The 20,596-nt window shown below is 69.2% G+C and carries 20 protein-coding genes and 1 pseudogene; 15 read left to right on the top strand and 6 right to left on the bottom strand.

Going from position 1 to position 20,596, the window contains the following annotated elements:
• Positions 1-38: 38 nt before the first annotated feature.
• Together RLT59_RS14965 and hemC are read left to right on the top strand one after the other, a co-directional pair.
• Positions 39-1,355: a helix-turn-helix transcriptional regulator gene (locus tag RLT59_RS14965; protein WP_311303854.1), complete on the top strand. Its 1,317-nt coding sequence runs from the start codon at positions 39-41 to the stop codon at positions 1,353-1,355.
• A 132-nt stretch (positions 1,356-1,487) separates the two neighbouring features.
• Positions 1,488-2,429: pseudogene (gene hemC, locus RLT59_RS14960) on the top strand (hydroxymethylbilane synthase).
• Between the two features lie 172 nt (positions 2,430-2,601).
• Here the strand turns inward: hemC and RLT59_RS14955 are convergent.
• On the bottom strand, positions 2,602-3,060 hold the full coding sequence (locus RLT59_RS14955; RefSeq protein ID WP_311303853.1) for an ATP-binding protein: 459 nt from the start codon (positions 3,058-3,060) through the stop codon (positions 2,602-2,604).
• A gap of 620 nt (positions 3,061-3,680) precedes the next feature.
• Between RLT59_RS14955 and RLT59_RS14950 the strand changes: the two genes are divergently transcribed.
• Positions 3,681-4,034 carry a MerR family transcriptional regulator gene (locus RLT59_RS14950; RefSeq protein ID WP_311303852.1) on the top strand — a complete coding sequence of 118 codons (354 nt, stop codon included), beginning with the start codon at positions 3,681-3,683 and terminating at the stop codon, positions 4,032-4,034.
• 224 nt (positions 4,035-4,258) lie between these two features.
• On the opposite strand, the gene RLT59_RS14945 is transcribed toward RLT59_RS14950, so the two are convergent.
• The 3 genes from RLT59_RS14945 to RLT59_RS14935 form a co-directional block, all read right to left on the bottom strand.
• A complete protein-coding gene (locus RLT59_RS14945; protein ID WP_311303851.1) occupies positions 4,259-4,480 on the bottom strand; it encodes a hypothetical protein in 222 nt (73 codons plus the stop codon).
• 249 nt (positions 4,481-4,729) lie between these two features.
• Positions 4,730-4,930, bottom strand: coding sequence for a DUF397 domain-containing protein (locus RLT59_RS14940; RefSeq protein ID WP_311303850.1), 201 nt, complete (start codon positions 4,928-4,930; stop codon positions 4,730-4,732).
• 10 nt (positions 4,931-4,940) lie between these two features.
• Positions 4,941-5,789, bottom strand: a complete 849-nt coding sequence (locus RLT59_RS14935; RefSeq protein ID WP_311303849.1) for a helix-turn-helix domain-containing protein — start codon at positions 5,787-5,789, stop codon at positions 4,941-4,943.
• Positions 5,790-6,051: 262 nt separating this feature from the next.
• On the opposite strand from RLT59_RS14935, the gene RLT59_RS14930 reads away from it, so the two are divergent.
• Positions 6,052-6,504: an ATP-binding protein gene (locus RLT59_RS14930; RefSeq protein WP_311303848.1), complete on the top strand. Its 453-nt coding sequence runs from the start codon at positions 6,052-6,054 to the stop codon at positions 6,502-6,504.
• Between the two features lie 22 nt (positions 6,505-6,526).
• On the opposite strand, the gene RLT59_RS14925 is transcribed toward RLT59_RS14930, so the two are convergent.
• Together RLT59_RS14925 and RLT59_RS14920 are read right to left on the bottom strand one after the other, a co-directional pair.
• Positions 6,527-7,510: an MFS transporter gene (locus tag RLT59_RS14925; protein ID WP_399125448.1), complete on the bottom strand. Its 984-nt coding sequence runs from the start codon at positions 7,508-7,510 to the stop codon at positions 6,527-6,529.
• A 458-nt stretch (positions 7,511-7,968) separates the two neighbouring features.
• Positions 7,969-8,850 carry a C40 family peptidase gene (locus RLT59_RS14920; protein ID WP_311303847.1) on the bottom strand — a complete coding sequence of 294 codons (882 nt, stop codon included), beginning with the start codon at positions 8,848-8,850 and terminating at the stop codon, positions 7,969-7,971.
• Positions 8,851-9,659: 809 nt separating this feature from the next.
• On the opposite strand from RLT59_RS14920, the gene RLT59_RS14915 reads away from it, so the two are divergent.
• From RLT59_RS14915 to nuoK, 11 genes are read left to right on the top strand one after another with little or no spacing between them, the layout of a single operon-like run.
• Complete coding sequence (locus RLT59_RS14915; protein ID WP_024491741.1) at positions 9,660-10,019, top strand: NADH-quinone oxidoreductase subunit A; 360 nt, start codon at positions 9,660-9,662, stop codon at positions 10,017-10,019.
• Positions 10,020-10,037: 18 nt separating this feature from the next.
• Complete coding sequence (locus tag RLT59_RS14910; RefSeq protein WP_024491742.1) at positions 10,038-10,592, top strand: NuoB/complex I 20 kDa subunit family protein; 555 nt, start codon at positions 10,038-10,040, stop codon at positions 10,590-10,592.
• A complete protein-coding gene (locus tag RLT59_RS14905; protein WP_311303846.1) occupies positions 10,589-11,302 on the top strand; it encodes an NADH-quinone oxidoreductase subunit C in 714 nt (237 codons plus the stop codon). Before RLT59_RS14910 ends, RLT59_RS14905 begins: the two co-directional genes overlap by 4 nt.
• Positions 11,302-12,624 carry an NADH-quinone oxidoreductase subunit D gene (locus RLT59_RS14900; RefSeq protein WP_311303845.1) on the top strand — a complete coding sequence of 441 codons (1,323 nt, stop codon included), beginning with the start codon at positions 11,302-11,304 and terminating at the stop codon, positions 12,622-12,624. The genes RLT59_RS14905 and RLT59_RS14900 overlap by 1 nt, the downstream gene beginning before the upstream one ends.
• 29 nt (positions 12,625-12,653) lie before the next feature.
• Complete coding sequence (gene nuoE / locus RLT59_RS14895; protein WP_311307728.1) at positions 12,654-13,469, top strand: NADH-quinone oxidoreductase subunit NuoE; 816 nt, start codon at positions 12,654-12,656, stop codon at positions 13,467-13,469.
• Positions 13,469-14,842 carry an NADH-quinone oxidoreductase subunit NuoF gene (gene nuoF / locus RLT59_RS14890; protein WP_311303844.1) on the top strand — a complete coding sequence of 458 codons (1,374 nt, stop codon included), beginning with the start codon at positions 13,469-13,471 and terminating at the stop codon, positions 14,840-14,842. Before nuoE ends, nuoF begins: the two co-directional genes overlap by 1 nt.
• Positions 14,839-17,346 carry an NADH-quinone oxidoreductase subunit G gene (locus RLT59_RS14885; RefSeq protein WP_311303843.1) on the top strand — a complete coding sequence of 836 codons (2,508 nt, stop codon included), beginning with the start codon at positions 14,839-14,841 and terminating at the stop codon, positions 17,344-17,346. The genes nuoF and RLT59_RS14885 overlap by 4 nt, the downstream gene beginning before the upstream one ends.
• Complete coding sequence (gene nuoH, locus RLT59_RS14880) at positions 17,343-18,746, top strand: NADH-quinone oxidoreductase subunit NuoH (protein ID WP_311303842.1); 1,404 nt, start codon at positions 17,343-17,345, stop codon at positions 18,744-18,746. The genes RLT59_RS14885 and nuoH overlap by 4 nt, the downstream gene beginning before the upstream one ends.
• Complete coding sequence (gene nuoI, locus RLT59_RS14875; RefSeq protein ID WP_311303841.1) at positions 18,739-19,461, top strand: NADH-quinone oxidoreductase subunit NuoI; 723 nt, start codon at positions 18,739-18,741, stop codon at positions 19,459-19,461. The genes nuoH and nuoI overlap by 8 nt, the downstream gene beginning before the upstream one ends.
• Positions 19,458-20,288 carry an NADH-quinone oxidoreductase subunit J gene (locus RLT59_RS14870; protein ID WP_311303840.1) on the top strand — a complete coding sequence of 277 codons (831 nt, stop codon included), beginning with the start codon at positions 19,458-19,460 and terminating at the stop codon, positions 20,286-20,288. The genes nuoI and RLT59_RS14870 overlap by 4 nt, the downstream gene beginning before the upstream one ends.
• Entirely contained in the window at positions 20,285-20,584 is a 300-nt protein-coding gene (nuoK, locus tag RLT59_RS14865) for an NADH-quinone oxidoreductase subunit NuoK (RefSeq protein WP_024493678.1), read from the top strand. Before RLT59_RS14870 ends, nuoK begins: the two co-directional genes overlap by 4 nt.
• Positions 20,585-20,596: the final 12 nt, after the last annotated feature.

The following is a 20,596-nucleotide window of genomic DNA, read 5'->3' as shown; positions in this document are numbered from 1 at the left end:
AGTACGCTTGCGGTCACTGTCGATGATGGAATTGACGCGTGGACGACCCGATCCGGCACCCCCTCGCCTACGCCCGCGAACTGCGCGGGTGGTCGCAGAGTGACTTGGCCGCGCAACTCGACCGGGTCGCCCGCAGACACGGACTCCGTTCCGGTACCGACAAGACAGCCGTCAGCCGGTGGGAGAACGGACGCAAGAAGCCCGGCCCCGACTCGCAGGTCCTGATAGCCGAAGCTTTCGGCGTCCCCGTGAAGGAACTGGAGTTGTGCGGCTGGCCCGACTGGCTGCCCGGCCGGGATCTCCCTATGCCGCTCGGGACGGCGCACACGGTTCACGTACTTCGAGACGCACAGAAAGCCGCCATGGACCGCCGCAGCTTCATGACCTACAGCGCGGCTGCGCTGGCCGGCCTCGCCGCCCAGTGGGCCACGATCGAGACGGACCGCCTCACCGCCGCACTCAGCGGGCGGACGGCTGTCGATACCGAACTCATCGACTGGCTGGAGGGCACCAGCGCGAAGCTGACGGCCTTACCGACCGAACAGCGTCAGCACACCATCAAGTTGGCGGATGCCCACCTTGCCACGGTCACCGATCTGATCGACGGCGGCCGGTGCACCGAACGGACCGGTAGACGCCTGCACTCCCTGGCCGCGGCACTGTCCACCACCTGCGGCTGGTACCGCTTCGACCAGGGTAAGCACTACGCGGCAGGCAAGCTCTGGACCGCGGCCCTGCACTCCTCGCACGCCGCAGGCGACCGCGACTTCGGCGCCGGGGTGCTCTCCGACTTCGCCTACCAGTCGAACTGGCTCGGCAAGCCGGACGTCTCCGTGGACCAGCTCGGCCATGCGATCTCGGGCACCAGACACCCCACCGCCCGGTCACTGCTGTTCGTGCGGCGGGCCAGGGCCTACGCCGCCCTCGGCCGGCGGACCGCGTGCTACCGGGACCTGTCCTCGGCCGAGACCGAGTTGTCGGTGCGGACCACCGATCCCGCGCCGGGATGGTGCGCGTGGATGAGTCCGGCGGACCTGGCGGTGGATTCGGGGCAGTGTCTGCTCGACCTCGGCCGGGCGGAGGAGGCCCGTACCAAGATGACCGAGGGCATGGCCCTGCTGCCCAGGGCCAGGGACAAGACACGCGGCATCTTCCTGACCTACCAGGCCAAGGGTTTCCTCCGGGCCAACGACATCGAACAGGCCCTGGCCGTCACCACCGAATCGCTGGACCTCGCCACCAGGATCGGCGCCGAGCGGTGCGTCACCCTCGTCCGTGAACTGGCCCCGGCGTTCAAGCCCTACCGACAGGTGGAGGGCGTGGCCGACTTCATCGACCGTCTGCGATCCCGATGACCCCAGCAGAGGCGGCGCGTCGATCACGTTCTGGCACAGCTGCCCGATGCCCTCAATCCGCTTGCCACATAGCTGAGATGGACCCGGTGGCCTGACGCCCCACACCCCGGACCGAGGTCTATCGTGGGCGCTATACCCGCCTCTGAACTGAATCCGATCCGCATCGTCTCCCGCGATTCGCCCATGGCCCTCGCCCAGGTGGAGCGCGTCTGCGCGCTGCTGGCCGCCCGGTACCCGGACACCGCCACCGAGGTCGTCCCGGTCAGGACGACCGGCGACAAGTAGATGGGCGACCTCGCGGCGGTCGAGGGGAAGGACGCGTTCACGAAGGAGGTCGACCAGGCGCTCCTCGCGGGCAAGACGGATCTCGCGGTGCACTGCGTGAAGGACATCCCCGCCGACCGGCCGCTGCCCGCCGGTACGGTCTTCGCCGCGTTCCTCGCCCGGGACGACATCCGGGACGCGCTCATCCACCCGGAGGGCCTCCGCCTCGACGAGCTCCCGGCCGGCACCCGCGTCGGCACCTCGTCGGTCCGGCGCATCGCCCAGCTGGCCGCCTCGCACCCGCACCTGGACTGCGTACCGATGCGGGGCAACGCCAACCGCCGCCTGGAGAAGCCCCCCGCCGGGGAGGCCGATGCGCTGCTGCTGGCGCTCTCCGGGCTCGAACGCATCGGCCGTACCGACGTGATCACCGAGGTGCTGCCGCCCGAGCTGATGTGTCCGCCGATCGGTGCGGGGGTCCTGGCTCTCCAGTGCCGCGAGGACGACACGGCCCTGATCGACGTGATCAGCGAGCTGGGTGACGCCAGTACTCATCGCGAGACGACCGCCGAGCGGATGCTTCTGCATGTCCTGCAAGGGCACTGCAACAGCCCGATTGCCGGATACGCCCAGGTCCAAAGCAGTGGCGAACTCTCCCTCCGGGCGGGGGTGTTCACCCCCGATGGCAAGACCGTCCTCAACGCCCACGAGTGGGCGGGTCCCCTCGACCCGGCCACCCTCGGCACGTCCGTCGCCGTCAGCCTGCTGCGTCAGGGCGCGCGTGAGCTGATCGACGGCATCGCGCACTGAGTGGTGGCGCCGAGGGCGTGAGCGGCAGGTGGAGCAGGGCGCGTAGGTGCCACTCGGCGTGGCGCCCCCTGCGGAGCAGCAGCGTGAACCCCCGCAGGGCTCGTCCCCGTACGTGGCTCACGCCCGGCCTTCCTCGTCGCCGTCGCGTCGGCCGGATGGCAGCGGCCGCGCATCACCAGGACAGCTGGGCGGTGGCGGCGCCGCCCTCCTCGGCGTGGCGTCGGTTCAGGCGGGCGTAGATGGTCTTGCCCTGACCCGGGCCGGGGGCAGTGGTCAGGGAGTCGGTGAGACGGCGGATCATGTGCCAGCCGAAGCCCCCCGTGCCACCGCTCAGGTCCGGGGCGCGTTCGCGCGGTGGCGAGGCGCTGGGGTCGCTGACCGCCACGTGCACCGACTCGGCGGTGGCGTCGAGTCGGAGGGTGTAGCTGCCGCCCCCGTGGCGCACCGCGTTGGTGGCGAGTTCGGACACCACCAGGGTGAGAGTCTCCGCCGCTTCGGCTTCCAGCGCCGGGTCGAGCCCGCGCGCGAAGGTGCGGGTGGCATCGCGGGCGCGAGCCACGCCGGATGGGCTGTCGTCCTCGATGACCAGGGCTGCGGGCGCTGCCGCGCTGGTCGTCGCCGTGCCGTTCATACGCGATCACCCCACTGCGTCGGTTTTACGGCTGAGAGGTGCCCATGCCCGGCCCATCGGACTTCACACCCACAGTGGAGCAAGTTCCCTCACATGGACACAGCAAGAAGATGCAGACTGTGCAACGAAGAAAAACTGTCATGACGAGAGTAGACATCTGGTTGGTGGCGTGGGTAGTGTTTTCCTCGTAACCAGGACGGCAAAGACGGCACGGCAGACACGAACTGCCGTGTGCAGGACCGCAACAGGGTGCGGAACGGCGGTGGAGTGGCGGAGCCGGAAGTGGTGGGCTCCCTCGCTGGCAGCCGGGCCGAGCGACCCCAGGGGTCGCGAGCAGCACCCGCAGCGACCGCAGGAACGGCCGATGTTCGTACGAGGTAAGGAGCCGACGCCATCAGGATCGCCCGGGTGAGAAGAAGCGCCGCTCGGGTACCGCAGACCCCGGAACGGAAGGTGGTCCCCGGTCACGCAGATGCGATCTCCGCACCTCTGCCCTCCCAGGCGGACAAGCGGAACAAGAAGGCCGGCGCAGTCAGCCGGTAGATGGTGTTGAAAGCTCGGGGCCCGGGTGCCGCAAGGCGCTCGGGCCCCTCGATCATGTCCCCGAAAGATGAGGTGCTATGCCCCCTCGCAGTCCCCGTCCCACCGACAACCTCGACGATGACGACTACCCCGCCTACACCATGGGCCGAGCCGCCGAGATGCTCGGCGCTGCCCCCGCCTTCCTCCGTGCCCTCGGCGAGAACCGGCTGATCACCCCTCTGCGGTCGGACGGTGGTCACCGCCGGTACTCCCGCTACCAGCTGCGCATCGCCGCCCGAGCCCGTGAACTCGTCGACCAGGGCACGAAGATCGAAGACGCCTGCCGCATCGTGATCCTCGAAGACCAGCTCGAAGAGGCCCGGCGCATCAACGCCGAATACCGCCGCGTGGCCGAACAGGGAGACCCGCAGGCGACGGAAGCTTCCCGCTGACGGGTGCCGCAGAAGGGCTTTGAGGTGGAGAGCCCTCACGCGCGAGCCTGGCTGACCCCGGATCAGTGCGCCCTCGGCGGAGACGCCGAGGGCGTGAGCGTCAGGTGCAGCAGGGGGCGCACGTGCCACTCGATGTGGCGCCCCTTGCGGAGCAGCAGCGTGAACCCGCACGGCTCGCCGCGATGGAGCGCGCCGAGCGCCTGTACCCAGCCGCCCTGGTCCGCTCAGTAGAGCGCCCGCGCCGCCTCGCGGGGGGTGAGCCCGAGGACGTGGCGCGCGCGGAGCTGGAGGCGGATGGCGCGGATCGCCTCGCGGGGGCCGGGCAGGACGCGCGGGTCGACCGGTTCCGGGACGAAGCCGGTCGCGGGCCCGTACCGAAGCACTTCGAACCGGAAGCCATGTTGGACGCGGGCCTCCACGGAGGTGGGGCGGGGTGACGTACGCATGGTCGACCGTCCGATCACAGCGTGTGGGCGCGCGGAAGTTGAGTGTGGCCCTCAACTAGTCTGAAAGCAGAGGAAGTTACGGCGTCGCCCCAGTACGGGTGAGCGGTGCGCTCGGCCGAGGTGGCGACGTACGGTGACCGTAGCGTCACCGACGCGCGGGGTGCAACAGTGGGACGTCCCAAAGTTGTGCCGGTTCATGCGAAACACCCTCCACCTGGCGTTCAGGCGGAGGGCGCTCGGCCATGTTGGTCAGATCAGGTGGTCGAACTCGCCGGCCTTGACGCCCAGGACGAAGGCGCGGAGCTTGGCGACGCTCGTCGTGACGACCAGGTCGGGGTCATCGCTCTCGCGCATCTTGATCGCGCCGTCCACGGGCGCAAGTTCGATGCAGCTCTGGTTGTCGTCCGGTCCCGAGAAAGAGGATTTCTGCCAGTTGATTGCCTCTGTCATGCCCGTTGGCTCACATTTCCTTTGCGACGCGTTGGATGAATTGGTCTGATTCCTTCGGGCCGAGGGCGATCGACCCGACGGATTCGAGCAGTGCGCGATACTTGGCGACTTGGGCCTCGGCGTCCAGGAAGCCCGAGTTGAACGAGCTGTCGATCTGGACTGTGTCGAGTGCCGGAATAGTGGCTCCGGCGTACAGCATCGAGTGCACCGAACTGGTGATCTGCGCGGAGAACGGGATGATGCGGACGGTCACGGATGGCCAAGTGGAAACCGTGCGCAGAAAATCCAGCTGCTCGCGCATCGTGTCGGCGTCGCAGTACCGCATACGGAGTGCGGCCTCGTGGATGAACGCTTCGAACGGGGTGGGCTGGGGGCGGTCGAAGATCTCGCGTCGCCTGGTTCGGTGCTCGACGCGCGTGTTCAGTTCCGAGGCCGGGAGGTCGGCAAGACCGCCCTGAATGAGCGCTCTCGCGTATGCCTCCGTCTGGAACACGCCGGGTACATAGAGCATCTGAATAGTGCGGATGTATATGGCGTGATGCTCCAGCTCGGCCAAATCCAGGAATCCGGGCGAGAGTATCCCCCGGTACTCCTCCCACCAGCCCTTGGTGCGCTCCTCGGCCATACTCGCGAGTGCGTCCACCAGATGTTTCGTACCGGCCGAGTAATGAGCGGCGAGGCGACGGACACGCTGGTCGCTCACGCCGTAGCGACCGGATTCGATGTGGCTGATCTGTGCGCGCTCGCCGCCCAGGAACGCGGCGGCCTCGCTCCCGGACATTCCGGCGCGCTCGCGCAGCTTGCGAAGCTCCGCGCCCAATCGCTTCTGCCTGGCGGTCGGGTAGCTCCTTGGTGGCATCGGCCCTCCCCTTCGTGCGGGTACGAGTGTGCCGCGCCACTGTGCCGCTGGTCCACTCGTATGGGTGCTACGCCCGTCCCATTGTTACGCCGTCCCAATGTTGCGCCCTAGTGTCCTGGCATATCGACCGGAAACGGTTCGGTGCTCCGAAGTGCAGCCACCCGTAAGCGAGTTCACCTTGCCCGGGACCCGGCCGATGCCACGGTTCACCGGAACGGTCCGGCGACGTACCGGAGACCCGCACCCGTAGGGAGACCGCGCCATGACCCCCGTAACCGTTCCGCCCCCGCCCGCCCCGTACCTCCCGCAGCGCGGCGAGCGATACCGGCTCGTCGCGCCGAACAGCCCCACCGCGCCCCGGGTCGCGCGGGACTTCGTAGGCACGCTGCTGCGGGCCACCGAGCATCCCGGTCTGGTCGACGACGCCCGGTTGTGCGTGAGCGAGGTGGTGCCCAACGCGCACTGCCATACGCGGTCCGCGCGCATCCGGGTCGATGTGACGGTGAACCGGCGGCAGGTCATGGTCTACGTGACGGACGACGAGCCCGGCCGGCTCCCGAGGCCGGGCGTCGCGCCGCACGCGGAGAGCGGGCGCGGGCTCGTCATCGTGGAGAGCCTGACGGACCGGTGGGGGACCACGACGCGCGGCGGGCGGGTACGGAACGCCAAGACGGTCTGGTTCGTCCTCGTCGAATCCGCCCCGGACCGCTGCTGAACCGGCGGACGTACCCGCGTCGTCAACGGCCCGGCGTACGCGGCTCCGCGCGCCTCGCGCCCGCCGCGAGCACCACCCCCCTCGCCCCGCACCACATGACCGCCCGGAGCGAGGTGTGGTCGACGATCGCGCCGCCGGTGAGCGCGCCGGCGGCGAGTGTTACCTGGAAGGACGCGGTGAACAGGACCGTGGCGGCCTCGGGTGCTGTGGGGTCGCGCGGGCGAACCAGGTCTGGGGGGCAGACCGGGACCGCGCCGTAGCCGAGTCCCCAGACGATGAGCAGGGCGAGGGCGCCCGCGTCGGTGCGGCCCAGGACGGGGAGCAGGGCGGTCGCGGTGGCGATCGTGGCGGCGGCCGTCCCGAAGGCGAGGCGGGGGGCGCGCGTGACCAGTGCGCCCCCGATGAAGTTGCCGGCCACCCCGGCGACGCCGTAGAGCAGCAAGTACCCGGTGATCCGCGCCGGATCGGTGCCGGTGGTCTGTCGGAGAAAGGGGGTCACGTAGGTGTACGTAGCGAAATGCGCGATGACGATGAGGAACGTCATCAGCAGCGCGTACAGGGTGCCCGTGCCACGCAGCAGGGCGCGGAGCACCGAGGGGCGGGTGACCTCGGCCGGGGGCAGGGCGGGGAGCGTCAGGAGCAGCAGGGTCAGCGCGCCGGTGCTCAGCAGCCCCATCGACGCGAACGCGGTGCGCCAGCCCGCCAGATCACCGATGAACGTGCTGGCGGGGACGCCGAGGACCGAACCGAGGGGTACGGCCGCGAAGATGACCGCCGTCGCCCGCCCGGCCGACGCGGGGCCGGCCAGCCGGGCGGCGAGCCCGACGCCGATCGACCAGAAGCCGCCGATGGTGATGCCGACGAGCACTCGGGCGACCAGCACTCGGGCGACCAGCACGAGCCAGTAGGCCGTCGCGGCGGCGGTGAGGAAGTTGGCCACCGCGAGCAGCAGGACCAGGGCGCAGAGCATCAGCCTGCGGTCGACGCGCGCCGTCGCGAGGGTCACCGTCGGGGCGGCGACGGCGGCGAGGAAGGCCGGGCATCGTCATCATCAGGCCCGCCGTGCCGTCCGTGACGCCGAACTCGGCACCGACCGGGGTGAGGAGACCGATCGGCAGGATCTCCGTGGTGACGATGGCGAAGAGGGCCAGAGTCACGGCGGACACGGCCCACCAGCCGCGTGAGGACGTGTGGCGTGGGGTGCTGCTGGTGGGGGTGATGAGTTCGGTGGGCACGACGGGGCCGTCCTGTGCTCGGTGGAGCGGCTGTTCGCTCCGTTCACAAGCGCACGCGGCCGGAGTCCGGCAGGTTCGCGACGTCAGCGGTGACCGCCGGGGGTGATGTCGGGCCCCCGTCGGAGACAGCGCCCGGAAACGAGGAATGGCCGTGCTCCCGAGCGGGGGAGCGACGGCCATCCGATGTGCGCCGAGGCGCTTGTGAATCCGTGAACTCAGGTGACGTGAATCAGAGGACGCGGACCGCGCCCGACGGCGGGTCGTAGTCCAGGGACTTCTGCACCACGCCGGTCGAGGAGTTCTGCGCGCCGACGAACTGGCCGCCGCCCACGTAGACCCCGACGTGGTACGCGCTGCCCGCGCCGCCCCAGTAGAGGATGTCGCCCGGCTGGAGGTTGCCGAGCCCGACCTGGGTGCCCGCGGTCGACTGGCTCTGCGAGACGCGCGGCAGGTCGACGCCCACCGTGCGGAACGCGGCCTGGACGAGGCCGGAGCAGTCCCACGAGTTGGGGCCGGTGCCGCCGGACACGTACGCGTCACCCACCTGCATCTGCACGAACGAGACGACCGAGGCCGCGGAGCCCGATGCGGAGGAGGAGGCCGGCGCGGAGGCGGTCGACACGGAGGAGCCGGACGAGGAGGAGCCGGACGAGGAGGAGCCGGACGAGGAGGAGCCGGACGAGGAGGAGCCCGAGGGGGCGCTGAGCGTCGTGCGCTCGGCGGAGCGGGAGGCGCGCTCGGCGGCCTCCGCCTTGGCCTTCGCGGCGGCCTCGGCCTTCTTCTTGGCCTCTGCCTTGCGGACGGCCTCTGCCTTGGCCTTCTTGGCGGCCTTGGCGGCGGTGGCGGCTGCCGCGTCCTCGTTGGCCTGCGTCTCCAGGTCGAGAGCGACCTGCTGCGTGGCCTCCGCGGACGCCGCGACGGTGGTGGAGAGGCCGGCCGTGATGGTGGGCATCTCGATGGTCTGGGTCACCGGCTCGGCCTGGGCCGGACCGGCAGCGCCTGCGACCGCGATGGTGCTGAGGACGCCACCGGCAACTCCGGCCCGCAGCGCCGTCTTCGAGGCGCTTTGGCGGGGCTTCCGGTGGCTGGGTATGAGAGCGGTGTGGGACATGGGTACTAGCGCTATCAGGGCCCCAGGGGTCCCATCAAGAAACGTGTGTTGCGACACAATTACGTCCGGAATCTGTGAATCCGCTTTCCCGGGGCCTTTATTGACGCCGTAACGGGCAAATCGGACGGGCGTGATCACGGCTGTGATCACGGGTTTTCGGCAATACGCCCGAATTGCCCGCCACTTACCATCCGTTCACACCGTTGGCCAAGCCCGCTTATGTGACGGTGGCTGTGGAGTGATGCAGGTCACAGCATGGTCTCGGTGTGATGGGCATACGGGCACCTCGCGCGAGAAGCGTGGTGTGGGCGTCGAACTGGCCGCGTGTGATGGCCCATTCGTCCGGAAGTAGATTGATGTCCGGATGCTGGTATTTTCTCCATCGCGTCACCTCGGGTCGGCCCCCGCCCCCCCTCTGGCGATCCCTGACGGCCCGCCCCCGCCGCAGAGTGGGGCAGATCCCTATATCACCGCATCGCGTCCATTGCCAATTTGGCTGTAGATGCCATCGCTTGATACGGCAACACCTCCTTGACCAGTCATGACGGCACTGGATGTCACGTCTCGTGATCGCTCGGCCGCTTCGTGTATGAAGATCACCGCTCATCCGACTTGATGATCGTTCGTCAGGTGGTGGAGATCACAAAGGCGTTGTCGTACCCCGTGTCGCAGATCACAGGACGGCGGGCATAGGATGCGGGGCAGTCGGGCTTGTGAACTGCCTCACATGTGCACGATCTTGGTGAGGTGGCGAGCCAGATCGCCCGATGCGGTCCAACGGTCAAGGACGACTGGAAGGAGCGAGGAGCGTGAATGCCTACGCGCCCATCCTCGTGCTCGGCGCCCTCGGGGCAGGGTTTGCGATCTTCTCCGTGGTCAGCGCCACGCTTATCGGCCCCAAGCGGTACAACCGGGCAAAGCAGGAAGCGTACGAGTGCGGTATCGAACCCACCCCCACTCCAGCCGGAGGCGGCCGTTTCCCGATCAAGTACTACCTGACGGCGATGCTCTTCATCGTCTTCGACATCGAGATCGTCTTCCTCTATCCCTGGGCGGTCACCTTCGACGCCCTGGGGATCTTCGGGCTCGTCGAGATGCTGCTCTTCGTGCTCACCGTCTTCGTCGCCTACGCGTATGTGTGGCGTCGCGGCGGCCTGGAATGGGACTGAGGGGCTGAGGGGCACACCATGGGACTCGAAGAGAAGCTGCCCAGCGGCTTCGTGCTGACCACTGTCGAGCAGGCCGCCGGCTGGGTACGGAAGTCCTCCGTATTCCCGGCCACCTTCGGCCTCGCCTGCTGCGCCATCGAGATGATGACGACCGGGGCCGGTCGCTACGACCTGGCCCGGTTCGGGATGGAGGTCTTCCGCGGATCGCCGCGGCAGGCGGACCTGATGATCGTGGCGGGACGGGTCAGCCAGAAGATGGCGCCCGTCCTGCGGCAGGTCTACGACCAGATGCCGAATCCCAAGTGGGTCATCTCCATGGGGGTTTGCGCGTCATCGGGCGGGATGTTCAATAATTACGCCATTGTTCAGGGTGTTGATCATATTGTGCCGGTTGATATCTATTTGCCGGGTTGCCCGCCGCGTCCCGAGATGCTGATCGACGCGATCCTCAAGCTCCACCAGAAGATCCAGGGCTCCAAGCTCGGGGTCAACGCGGAGGAGGCCGCCCGCGAGGCGGAGGAAGCGGCGCTCAACGCACTGCCCCTGATCGAGATGAAGGGGCTGCTGCGATGAGCGACCAGGAGCCCGGCGCCAACGGCGTCCCCTCCCCGCGCGACGAGACCGGCGAGGTCATCGGCGTACGCAAGGGCATGTTCGGCGCCAACAACGGCGGCGACACCTCCGGCTACGGCGGGCTCGTCCGTACCATCACGCTGCCGGGCGCCACCTCGCGCCCGTACGGCGGCTGGTTCGACGAGGTGGCCGACGAGCTCGAAGGAGCCCTGGAGGAACAGGGCCTCCTCCCGGACAACGCCATCGAGAAGACCGTCGTGGACCGCGACGAGCTCACCTTCCACATCGCCCGCGAGCACCTGCCCACCGTCGCGAAGACCCTGCGCGACGACCCGGCACTGCGCTTCGAGCTCTGTACGGGGGTGAGCGGCGTCCACTTCCTCGGTGACAAGGGACGCGAGCTGCACGCCGTCTACCACCTGCGCTCGCTCACCCACGGCCGGCTCATCCGGCTGGAGGTGTCCGCGCCGGACAGCGATCCGCACATCCCGTCGCTCGTCGCGGTCTACCCGACCAACGACTGGCACGAGCGCGAGACGTACGACTTCTTCGGGCTCGTCTTCGACGGGCATCCCGCCCTCACCCGGATCATGATGCCGGACGACTGGCAGGGCTTCCCGCAGCGCAAGGACTACCCGCTCGGCGGCATCGCCATCGAGTACAAGGGCGCCCAGATCCCGGCTCCGGACCAGCGGAGGTCGTACTCCTGATGACCACTCCCCACGCAACGCCCAGGGCAACGACCGAGGGGACTGTATATACAGTCACCGGCGGCGACTGGGACGAGGTCGTCCAGTCGGCGGCCGCCTCGGACGACGAGCGCATCATCGTCAACATGGGTCCTCAGCACCCGTCCACCCACGGTGTGCTCCGGCTGATCCTGGAGATCGACGGCGAGACCGTCACCGAGGCCCGCTGCGGCATCGGCTACCTCCACACCGGCATCGAGAAGAACCTCGAATTCCGGAACTGGACGCAGGGCACCACCTTCGTCACGCGCATGGACTACCTCACGCCGTTCTTCAACGAGACGGCGTACTGCCTTGGGGTGGAGAAGCTCCTCGGCATCGAGGACCAGATCCCCGACCGGGCGACCGTCCTGCGCGTGCTGCTGATGGAGCTCAACCGGCTCTCCTCGCACCTGGTGTGCATCGCCACCGGCGGCATGGAGCTCGGCGCCACGACGATCATGATCTACGGCTTCCGCGATCGTGAACTCGTTCTCGACCTCTTCGAGCTGATCACCGGACTGCGGATGAACCACGCGTTCGTCCGGCCCGGGGGGCTCGCCCAGGACCTGCCGCCGGGCGCGGTCGACCACCTGCGCGAGTTCGTGAAGACCATGAAGAAGAACCTGCCGGAGTACGACAAGCTCGCCACCGGCAACCCCATCTTCAAGGCCCGTATGCAGGACGTCGGCTACCTCGACCTGACCGGCTGCATGGCGCTCGGCGCCACCGGTCCCGTCCTGCGCTCCGCCGGACTCCCGCACGACCTGCGCAAGACCGATCCCTACTGCGGGTACGAGAACTACGAGTTCGACGTCCCCACGGCCGACAGCTGCGACTCCTACGGCCGCTTCCTCATCCGCCTTGAGGAGATGCGCCAGTCGCTGCGGATCATCGAGCAGTGCATCGACCGGCTGGAGCCGGGACCGGTCATGGTCGCCGACAAGAAGATCGCCTGGCCCGCGCAGCTCGCGCTGGGACCGGACGGACTCGGCAACTCGCTCGACCACATCAGGAAGATCATGGGCACCTCCATGGAGGCCCTGATCCACCACTTCAAGCTGGTGACCGAGGGTTTCCGGGTCCCCGCCGGGCAGGCGTACACCGCCGTCGAATCGCCCAAGGGCGAACTCGGCGTGCACGTCGTCTCGGACGGCGGCACCCGCCCCTACCGGGTCCACTTCCGCGACCCGTCCTTCACCAACCTCCAGGCCATGGCGGCGATGTGCGAGGGCGCCCAGGTCGCTGACGTCATCGTCGCCGTCGCGTCCATCGACCCCGTGATGGGAGGCGTCGACCGGTGACCGAAGCACGCAGCGAAGTCAGTCTGGGGATGCCGCAGCTCCCCGCCCCCGCCTACCCGGCCGAGGTGCGCGCCCGGCTCGAAGCGGACGCGAAGGAGGTGATCGCCCGCTACCCCGGCAGCCGCTCCGCGCTGCTGCCATTGCTCCACCTGGTGCAGTCGGAGGAGGGGTTCGTCTCCCGTACGGGCATGGCGTTCTGCGCCGAGCAGCTCGGTCTCACCACCGCCGAGGTCACGGCCGTCGCCACCTTCTACTCGATGTACCGGCGCAAGCCCAGCGGCGACTACCAGGTCGGCGTCTGCACCAACACGCTCTGCGCGGTGATGGGCGGCGACGCGATCTTCGACCGGCTCAAGGAGCACCTCGGCGTCGGCAACGACGAGACGACAGAGGACGGCAAGGTCACCCTCGAACACATCGAGTGCAACGCCGCCTGCGACTTCGCGCCCGTCGTGATGGTGAACTGGGAGTTCTTCGACAACCAGACGCCAGAGAGCGCGACCCGGCTCGTCGACGACCTGATCGCCGGACGCACCGTCGAGCCGACCCGCGGCGCCCCGCTGTGCTCGTACAAGGACACCGCCCGGATCCTGGCCGGTTTCCCCGACGAGCGCCCCGGCGCGGTAGAGGCGACCGGCGGCGCCGGACCCGCCTCGCTGATCGGCCTGAAGCTGGCCAAGGGCGAGGCCACGCCGCAGCCCCGCGTGGTGAGCCCGCGCGGTGAAGCACCGCGCGACGAACCGCAGAAGGGTGCCGAACACCTCAGCTCCCACGACGCACCACAAGAGACCTCGGCATCCGACCCGGACCACCCGGCCGGTCCCGCCGCCGAGGAGGGGGAGTGATGACGTTGGCCGCCGAAATCGACAAGAACGGGACCAGCCCCGAGAAGCTTCTGGCACCGGTCCTGTCCGCCTTCTGGGACGAGCCCGAGTCCTGGACCCTGGAGACCTACCGCCGCCACGAGGGGTACGAGGGACTGCGCAAGGCCCTCGCCATGCCCCCGGACGACCTCATCGCGTACGTCAAGGACTCCGGTCTGCGCGGCCGGGGCGGCGCCGGCTTCCCCACCGGGATGAAGTGGCAGTTCATCCCGCAGGGCGACGGCAAACCGCACTACCTGGTGGTCAACGCCGACGAGTCGGAGCCGGGGACCTGCAAGGACATCCCGCTCCTCTTCGCCAACCCGCACAGCCTCATCGAAGGCATCGTGATCGCCTGCTACGCGATCCGCTCCTCGCACGCCTTCATCTACCTGCGCGGCGAGGTCGTCCCCGTACTGCGGCGGCTGCACGAGGCCGTGCGCGAGGCGTACGAGGCGGGCTATCTCGGCAAGGACATCCTGGGCTCCGGTCTCGATCTGGAACTCACCGTGCACGCGGGTGCCGGCGCCTACATCTGCGGTGAGGAGACGGCGCTGCTCGACTCCCTCGAAGGACGGCGCGGCCAGCCCCGGCTGCGGCCGCCCTTCCCCGCCGTCGCCGGTCTGTACGCCTGCCCCACTGTGGTGAACAACGTCGAGTCCATCGCCTCGGTTCCCGCGATCCTGAACAAGGGCAAGGACTGGTTCAAGTCGATGGGCAGCGAGAAGTCCCCGGGCTTCACGCTCTACTCGCTCAGCGGACACGTCGCGGGACCCGGCCAGTACGAGGCCCCGCTCGGCGTCACCCTGCGCCAGCTCCTCGACATCAGCGGCGGCATGCGCCCCGGCCACCGGCTCAAGTTCTGGACCCCGGGCGGCTCCTCCACCCCGATGTTCACCGAGGAGCACCTCGACGTCCCCCTCGACTACGAGGGCGTCGGCGCCGCCGGATCCATGCTCGGCACCAAGGCGCTCCAGTGCTTCGACGAGACGACCTGCGTCGTGCGCGCCGTCACCCGCTGGACCGAGTTCTACGCCCACGAGTCCTGCGGCAAGTGCACACCCTGCCGCGAAGGCACCTACTGGCTCGTCCAGTTGCTCCGCGACATCGAGGCCGGCAAGGGGCAGATGTCCGACCTGGACAAGCTGAACGACATCGCCGACAACATCAACGGCAAGTCGTTCTGCGCCCTCGGTGACGGCGCCGCCTCACCGATCTTCTCCTCGCTCAAGTACTTCCGCGAGGAGTACGAGCAGCACATCACGGGCCAGGGCTGCCCCTTCGATCCCGCCAAGTCGACCGTCTGGGCCGACGACAAAGACGACAAGACCGCTCACCGGGGGGTGAACGCATGACAGTCACCACGAGTGCGCCCTCCGGGGGCGGCGAGGCGGCTCTCCCGCCCGAGGACCTCGTCACGCTGACCATCGACGGCATCGAGATCAGCGTGCCCAAGGGCACCCTGGTCATCCGGGCCGCCGAACTCCTCGGCATCGAGATCCCGCGCTTCTGCGACCACCCGCTCCTCGACCCGGCCGGCGCCTGCCGCCAGTGCATCGTCGAGGTCGAGGGCCAGCGCAAGCCGATGGCGTCCTGCACCATCACCTGCACCGACGGCATGGTCGTCAAGTCGCAGATCACCTCGCCCGTCGCGGAGAAGGCCCAGAAGGGGGTGATGGAGCTCCTGCTCATCAACCACCCGCTGGACTGCCCGGTCTGCGACAAGGGCGGCGAGTGCCCCCTGCAGAACCAGGCGATGTCGCACGGCGGCGCCGACTCCCGCTTCGACGGGAAGAAGCGCACCTTCGAGAAGCCCGTCCCGATCTCCGCCCAGGTGCTGCTGGACCGTGAGCGCTGCGTGCTCTGCGCGCGCTGCACACGGTTCTCCAACCAGGTGGCGGGCGACCCGATGATCGAGCTGATCGAGCGCGGCGCGCTCCAGCAGGTCGGCACCGGCGAGGGCGACCCGTTCGAGTCGTACTTCTCCGGCAACACCATCCAGATCTGCCCGGTCGGGGCGCTGACCTCGGCGGCCTACCGGTTCCGCTCCCGCCCCTTCGACCTGGTGTCCTCGCCCTCGGTGTGCGAGCACTGCGCAGGCGGCTGTGCGACGCGCACCGACCACCGGCGCGGCAAGGTCATGCGACGCCTCGCCTCCAACGACCCCGAGGTCAACGAGGAGTGGCTCTGCGACAAGGGCCGCTTCGGCTTCCGCTACGCCCAGCAGCGCGACCGGCTCACCACCCCGCTGGTACGGGGCGAGTCCGGCGAGCTGGAGCCGGCGAGCTGGCCCGAGGCGCTGGCGGCGGCGGCCGCCGGGCTCGCCGCCGCCCGAGGCAGGGCCGGCGTCCTCACGGGCGGCCGGCTGACCGTCGAGGACGCGTACGCCTACAGCAAGTTCGCCCGGATCGCCCTGGACACCAACGACATCGACTTCCGGGCCCGGGTGCACAGCAGCGAGGAGGGCGACTTCCTGGCCGCCCGAGTCGCCGGGCGCGGCCGCGACCTGGACGGCAGCGGGGTCACGTACACCTCGCTGGAGAAGGCCCCGGCCGTGCTGCTGGTCGGCTTCGAGTCCGAGGAGGAGGCGCCCGGCGTCTTCCTGCGGCTGCGCAAGGCCAACCGCAAGAGCGGCCAGCGGACCTTCGGGATCGCCTCGCACGCCACCCGCGGCCTCACGAAGGCGGGCGGCACCCTGCTGCCGGCCGCCCCCGGTACCGAGACGGAGTGGCTGGACGCGATCGCGGGCGGCGTCGGCCTGGACGGCGACGGAGCCGCCGCGGCCGAGGCGCTGCGCGGCGACGGCGCCCTGATCGTGGTGGGGGAGCGGCTGGCCGGAGTGCCGGGCGGGCTGAGCGCCGCGGTACGGACGGCGACCGCCACCGGCGCCACCCTGGTGTGGATCCCGCGCCGGGCCGGCGAGCGCGGTGCGGTGGAGGCGGGCGCTCTCCCGTCGCTGCTGCCCGGCGGCCGCCCGGCCACAGAGCCGCGGGCCCGGGACGAGGTGGCGGCCCTCTGGGGCGTCGCCGAACTCCCGTCCCGGTTCGGCCGCGACACCGGCCAGATCATCGAGGCCGCGGCCTCCGGCGAACTGGGCGCGCTGCTCGTCGCCGGGGTCGAGACCGCCGACCTGCCGGAGCCCGGCCGGGCCCTGGAGGCCCTGGACCGGGTCGGCTTCCTGGTCTCGCTGGAGCTGCGCCCCAGCGAGGTCACGGACCGCGCCGACGTGGTGTTCCCGGTGGCCGCGGTCGCGGAGAAGTCCGGCACCTTCCTCAACTGGGAGGGCAGGGCGCGGATGTTCGAGGCCGCGCTGAAGCCGGAGCAGATGACCCGGACCCTCGCGCCGGGCGACGCCCGGGTGCTGCACATGCTGGCCGACGCGCTGGACGTCCACTTCGCGCTGCCGGACCTGAAGTCGGTCCGCCGCGAGCTGGACCGGCTCGGCGGCTGGCAGGGCACGCACACGGCGGACCCGCGCGAACCGGCCCAGCCGCTGCCCAGGCCCGGTGACGGCGAGGCGGTCCTGGCGGGCCACCGGATGCTGCTCGACCTGGGCCGGCTCCAGGAGGGCGACACGGCGCTGGCCGGGACGCGGCACGCCGCGGTCGCCCGGCTCTCCGCCGTCACGGCCGCCGAGACCGGCGTCAAGGACGGCGATCTGCTGGCCGTCAGCGGCCCGGCCGGGAGCGTCGAACTCCCGCTCCAGGTGACCGACATGCCGGACCGGGTGGTCTGGGTGCCGCTGAACTCCACCGGACGGGGCGTGCCGGCCACAACCGGTGCCCGGCCCGGCGGTCTGGTGCGGATCGGCCCCACCGCACCGGGTACTCCCGACGAGACACCGGAGGTGCGAGCGTGACTGCCCTCGCTCAACTGGCCGCGGCCCCGCACGGCGCGGTGCTCGCCGCAGAGGACCTGTCGATGTTCGGCACCGATCCCTGGTGGCTCGTCGTCGTCAAGGCGGTCTTCTGCTTCGCGTTCCTGATGCTGACCGTGCTCTTCTCCATCGTGTGGGAGCGCAAGGTCGTCGCCTGGATGCAGCTGCGCATCGGCCCCAACCGGCACGGACCCTGGGGCATGCTCCAGTCGCTGGCCGACGGCGTCAAGCTGATGCTGAAGGAGGACCTGGTCGTCAAGCGGGCGGACAAGGTCGTCTACATCCTCGCCCCGATCGTCGCCGCCGTACCGGCGTTCATGGCGATCGCGGTGATCCCGTTCGGCCCGTCCGACAACGAGGTCTCGATCTTCGGGCACCGTACGGCGATGCAGCTCACCGACCTGCCGATCGCGATGCTCTACATCCTCGCGGTCGCCTCGGTCGGGATCTACGGCATCGTGCTGGCGGGCTGGTCCTCCGGATCGACGTACCCGCTGCTCGGCGGTCTGCGCTCGTGCGCGCAGATGATCAGCTACGAGATCGCGATGGGCGCCGCGTTCGCCTCGGTGTTCCTCTACTCCGGGTCGATGTCGACCTCGAAGATCGTGGAGGCGCAGCAGGACCGCTGGTTCATCCTGCTGCTGCCGGTCTCGTTCATCATCTACATCATCACGATGGTCGGTGAGACCAACCGTGCCCCGTTCGACATGCCCGAGTCGGAGGGCGACCTGGTCGGCGGCTTCAACACCGAGTACTCGTCCATCAAGTTCGCGATGTTCATGCTCGCCGAGTACGTCAACATGGTCACCGTCTCCGCGGTCTCCATCACCCTGTTCCTGGGCGGCTGGCGGGCCCCGTGGCCGATCAGCACCTTCTGGGAGGGCGCGAACCACGGCTGGTGGCCGATGCTCTGGTTCGTCCTCAAGGTCCAGCTGCTGCTGTTCTTCTTCATCTGGCTGCGCGGCACGCTGCCCCGGGTCCGCTACGACCAGCTGATGAAGCTGGGCTGGAAGGTCCTGATCCCGGTCTCCGTGGTCTGGCTGATGCTGGTCGCCACGGTGCGGGCGCTGCGCAACGAGGGCTACGACTACTCGAAGATCCTGCTCTACGTGGCAGGGGCCGTGATCGCGATCCTGCTGATCTCCTTCGTCGTCGACATGTTCCGCGACCGCAAGGGCCGGGCCGACGCGGCGGAGGCGGAGCCGGAACCGGCGTTCGACCCGATGGCGGGCGGGTTCCCGGTGCCACCGCTGCCCGGACAGGCCCTGCCGCCGGTGCCGAGGCGAGTGCCGCGCCGTGAGCGCGAGCTCGTTGTCAGTGGCGGCGTGGATACTCAGAGTGACGGAAATCCGAGTGACGGAAAGGAGGCCGACCATGTCTGAACTGCCTGAGTCGCGGGAGCCCCAGAGGCCCCCGGAGGCCGCCGGGCCGACGGGGTCGGGCGTGGCTCCCGGGGGCTCGGGGGCCGGCGGGTCCGCCCAGTCCCCGCAGTCCTCGGACGACAAGTTCCAGAATCCGGTGGCCGGCTTCGGCGTGACCTTCAAGGCCATGTTCAAGAAGCGGCTGACCGAGCAGTATCCGGAGACGCCGAAGGTGACGGCGCCGCGCTTCCACGGCCGGCACCAGCTCAACCGCCATCCGGACGGCCTGGAGAAGTGCATCGGCTGCGAGCTGTGCGCCTGGGCCTGTCCGGCGGACGCGATCTACGTCGAGGGCGCGGACAACACCGAGGAGGAGCGCTACTCCCCGGGGGAGCGCTACGGCCGCGTCTACCAGATCAACTACGCGCGCTGCATCCTGTGCGGACTGTGCATCGAGGCCTGCCCGACCCGGGCGCTGACGATGACCAACGAGTTCGAGCTCGCCAACACCACCCGCGAAAGCCTCATCTACACCAAGGACGAGCTGCTCGCGGGCCTGGAGGAAGGCATGGTCGACAGCCCGCACGCGATCTTCCCCGGCACGGACGAACAGGACTACTACCGGGGCCTGGTGATCGAGGTCGCCCCCGGTACGGAGCGTCAGGTCGCCGTCTCCAAGGGCGAGAAGCCCGCAGAGGACGCGCACGAGAGCAACGGCTCGGAGGTGGACGCATGACCGGCCTGGCCGTCGCGGCCTCCCAGACGTCCACCGGCGAGGCCGTCCAGTTCTGGGTGCTCGGCATCGTCGCCGTGATCGGCGCTCTGTCCACCGTACTGATGAAGAGGGCCGTGCACAGTGCGCTGAGCCTCGCCGGGACCATGATCATCCTGGCGGTCTTCTACCTCGCCAACGGGGCGTACTTCCTGGGCATCGTCCAGGTCGTCGTCTACACGGGCGCGATCATGATGCTGTTCCTCTTCGTGGTCATGCTCGTCGGCGTCACGGCGGCGGACTCACTGAAGGAGACCCTCAAGGGCCAGCGCTGGCTGGCCATCGGCTGCGGTCTCGGCTTCGGTGTCCTCCTGATCGCCGGCATCGGCAACGCCTCGCTGAACAGCTTCAACGGGCTCGGCACCGCCAACGCCGAGCACGGCGGAAACGTCGAGGGGCTCGCCAGCCTCATCTTCACCAAGTACGTCTTCGCCTTCGAGATCACCGGCGCCCTGCTGATCACCGCGACCGTCGGCGCGATGGTGCTCACCCACCGCGAGCGCACCGAACGGACCAAGACCCAGCGGGAGATGTCCGAGGACCGCGTACGAGGCAGCCACCTGCCGCCGCTGCCCGCCCCCGGCGTCTACGCCCGGCACAACGCCGTGGACATCGCCGGTCTGCTCCCCGACGGCACACCGTCCGAACTCACCGTGATGCAGACGCTGCGCAAGCGCGGCCAGATGCGCGATGTGTCCACCGAGTCGCTGGCCGAACTCAAGGCGCTGGAGCAGCGCTCCGGCGAACGGCTCGGCCGGGACACCGCAGAGGAAGAGGAGGTCGCGAAGTGAATCCGGTCAACTACCTCTATCTCGCCGCACTGCTGTTCACCATCGGCGCGTCCGGAGTGCTGATCAGGCGGAACGCGATCGTGGTGTTCATGTGCGTGGAGCTGATGCTCAACGCCTGCAACCTCGCGTTCGTCACCTTCTCCCGCATGCACGGCAACCTCGACGGCCAGATCATCGCGTTCTTCACGATGGTCGTCGCCGCCGCGGAGGTCGTCGTCGGGCTCGCGATCATCGTGTCGCTGTTCCGTTCCCGCCACTCGGCCTCGGTCGACGACGCCAGCCTGATGAAGCTGTAAGGGGAGCTTGGA

Source organism: Streptomyces sp. ITFR-6 (assembly GCF_031844725.1).
Lineage (GTDB): Bacteria > Actinomycetota > Actinomycetes > Streptomycetales > Streptomycetaceae > Streptomyces.
The sequence above is the reverse complement of the archived record's forward strand: the minus strand, read 5'-3'. Positions and strand labels throughout refer to the sequence as shown.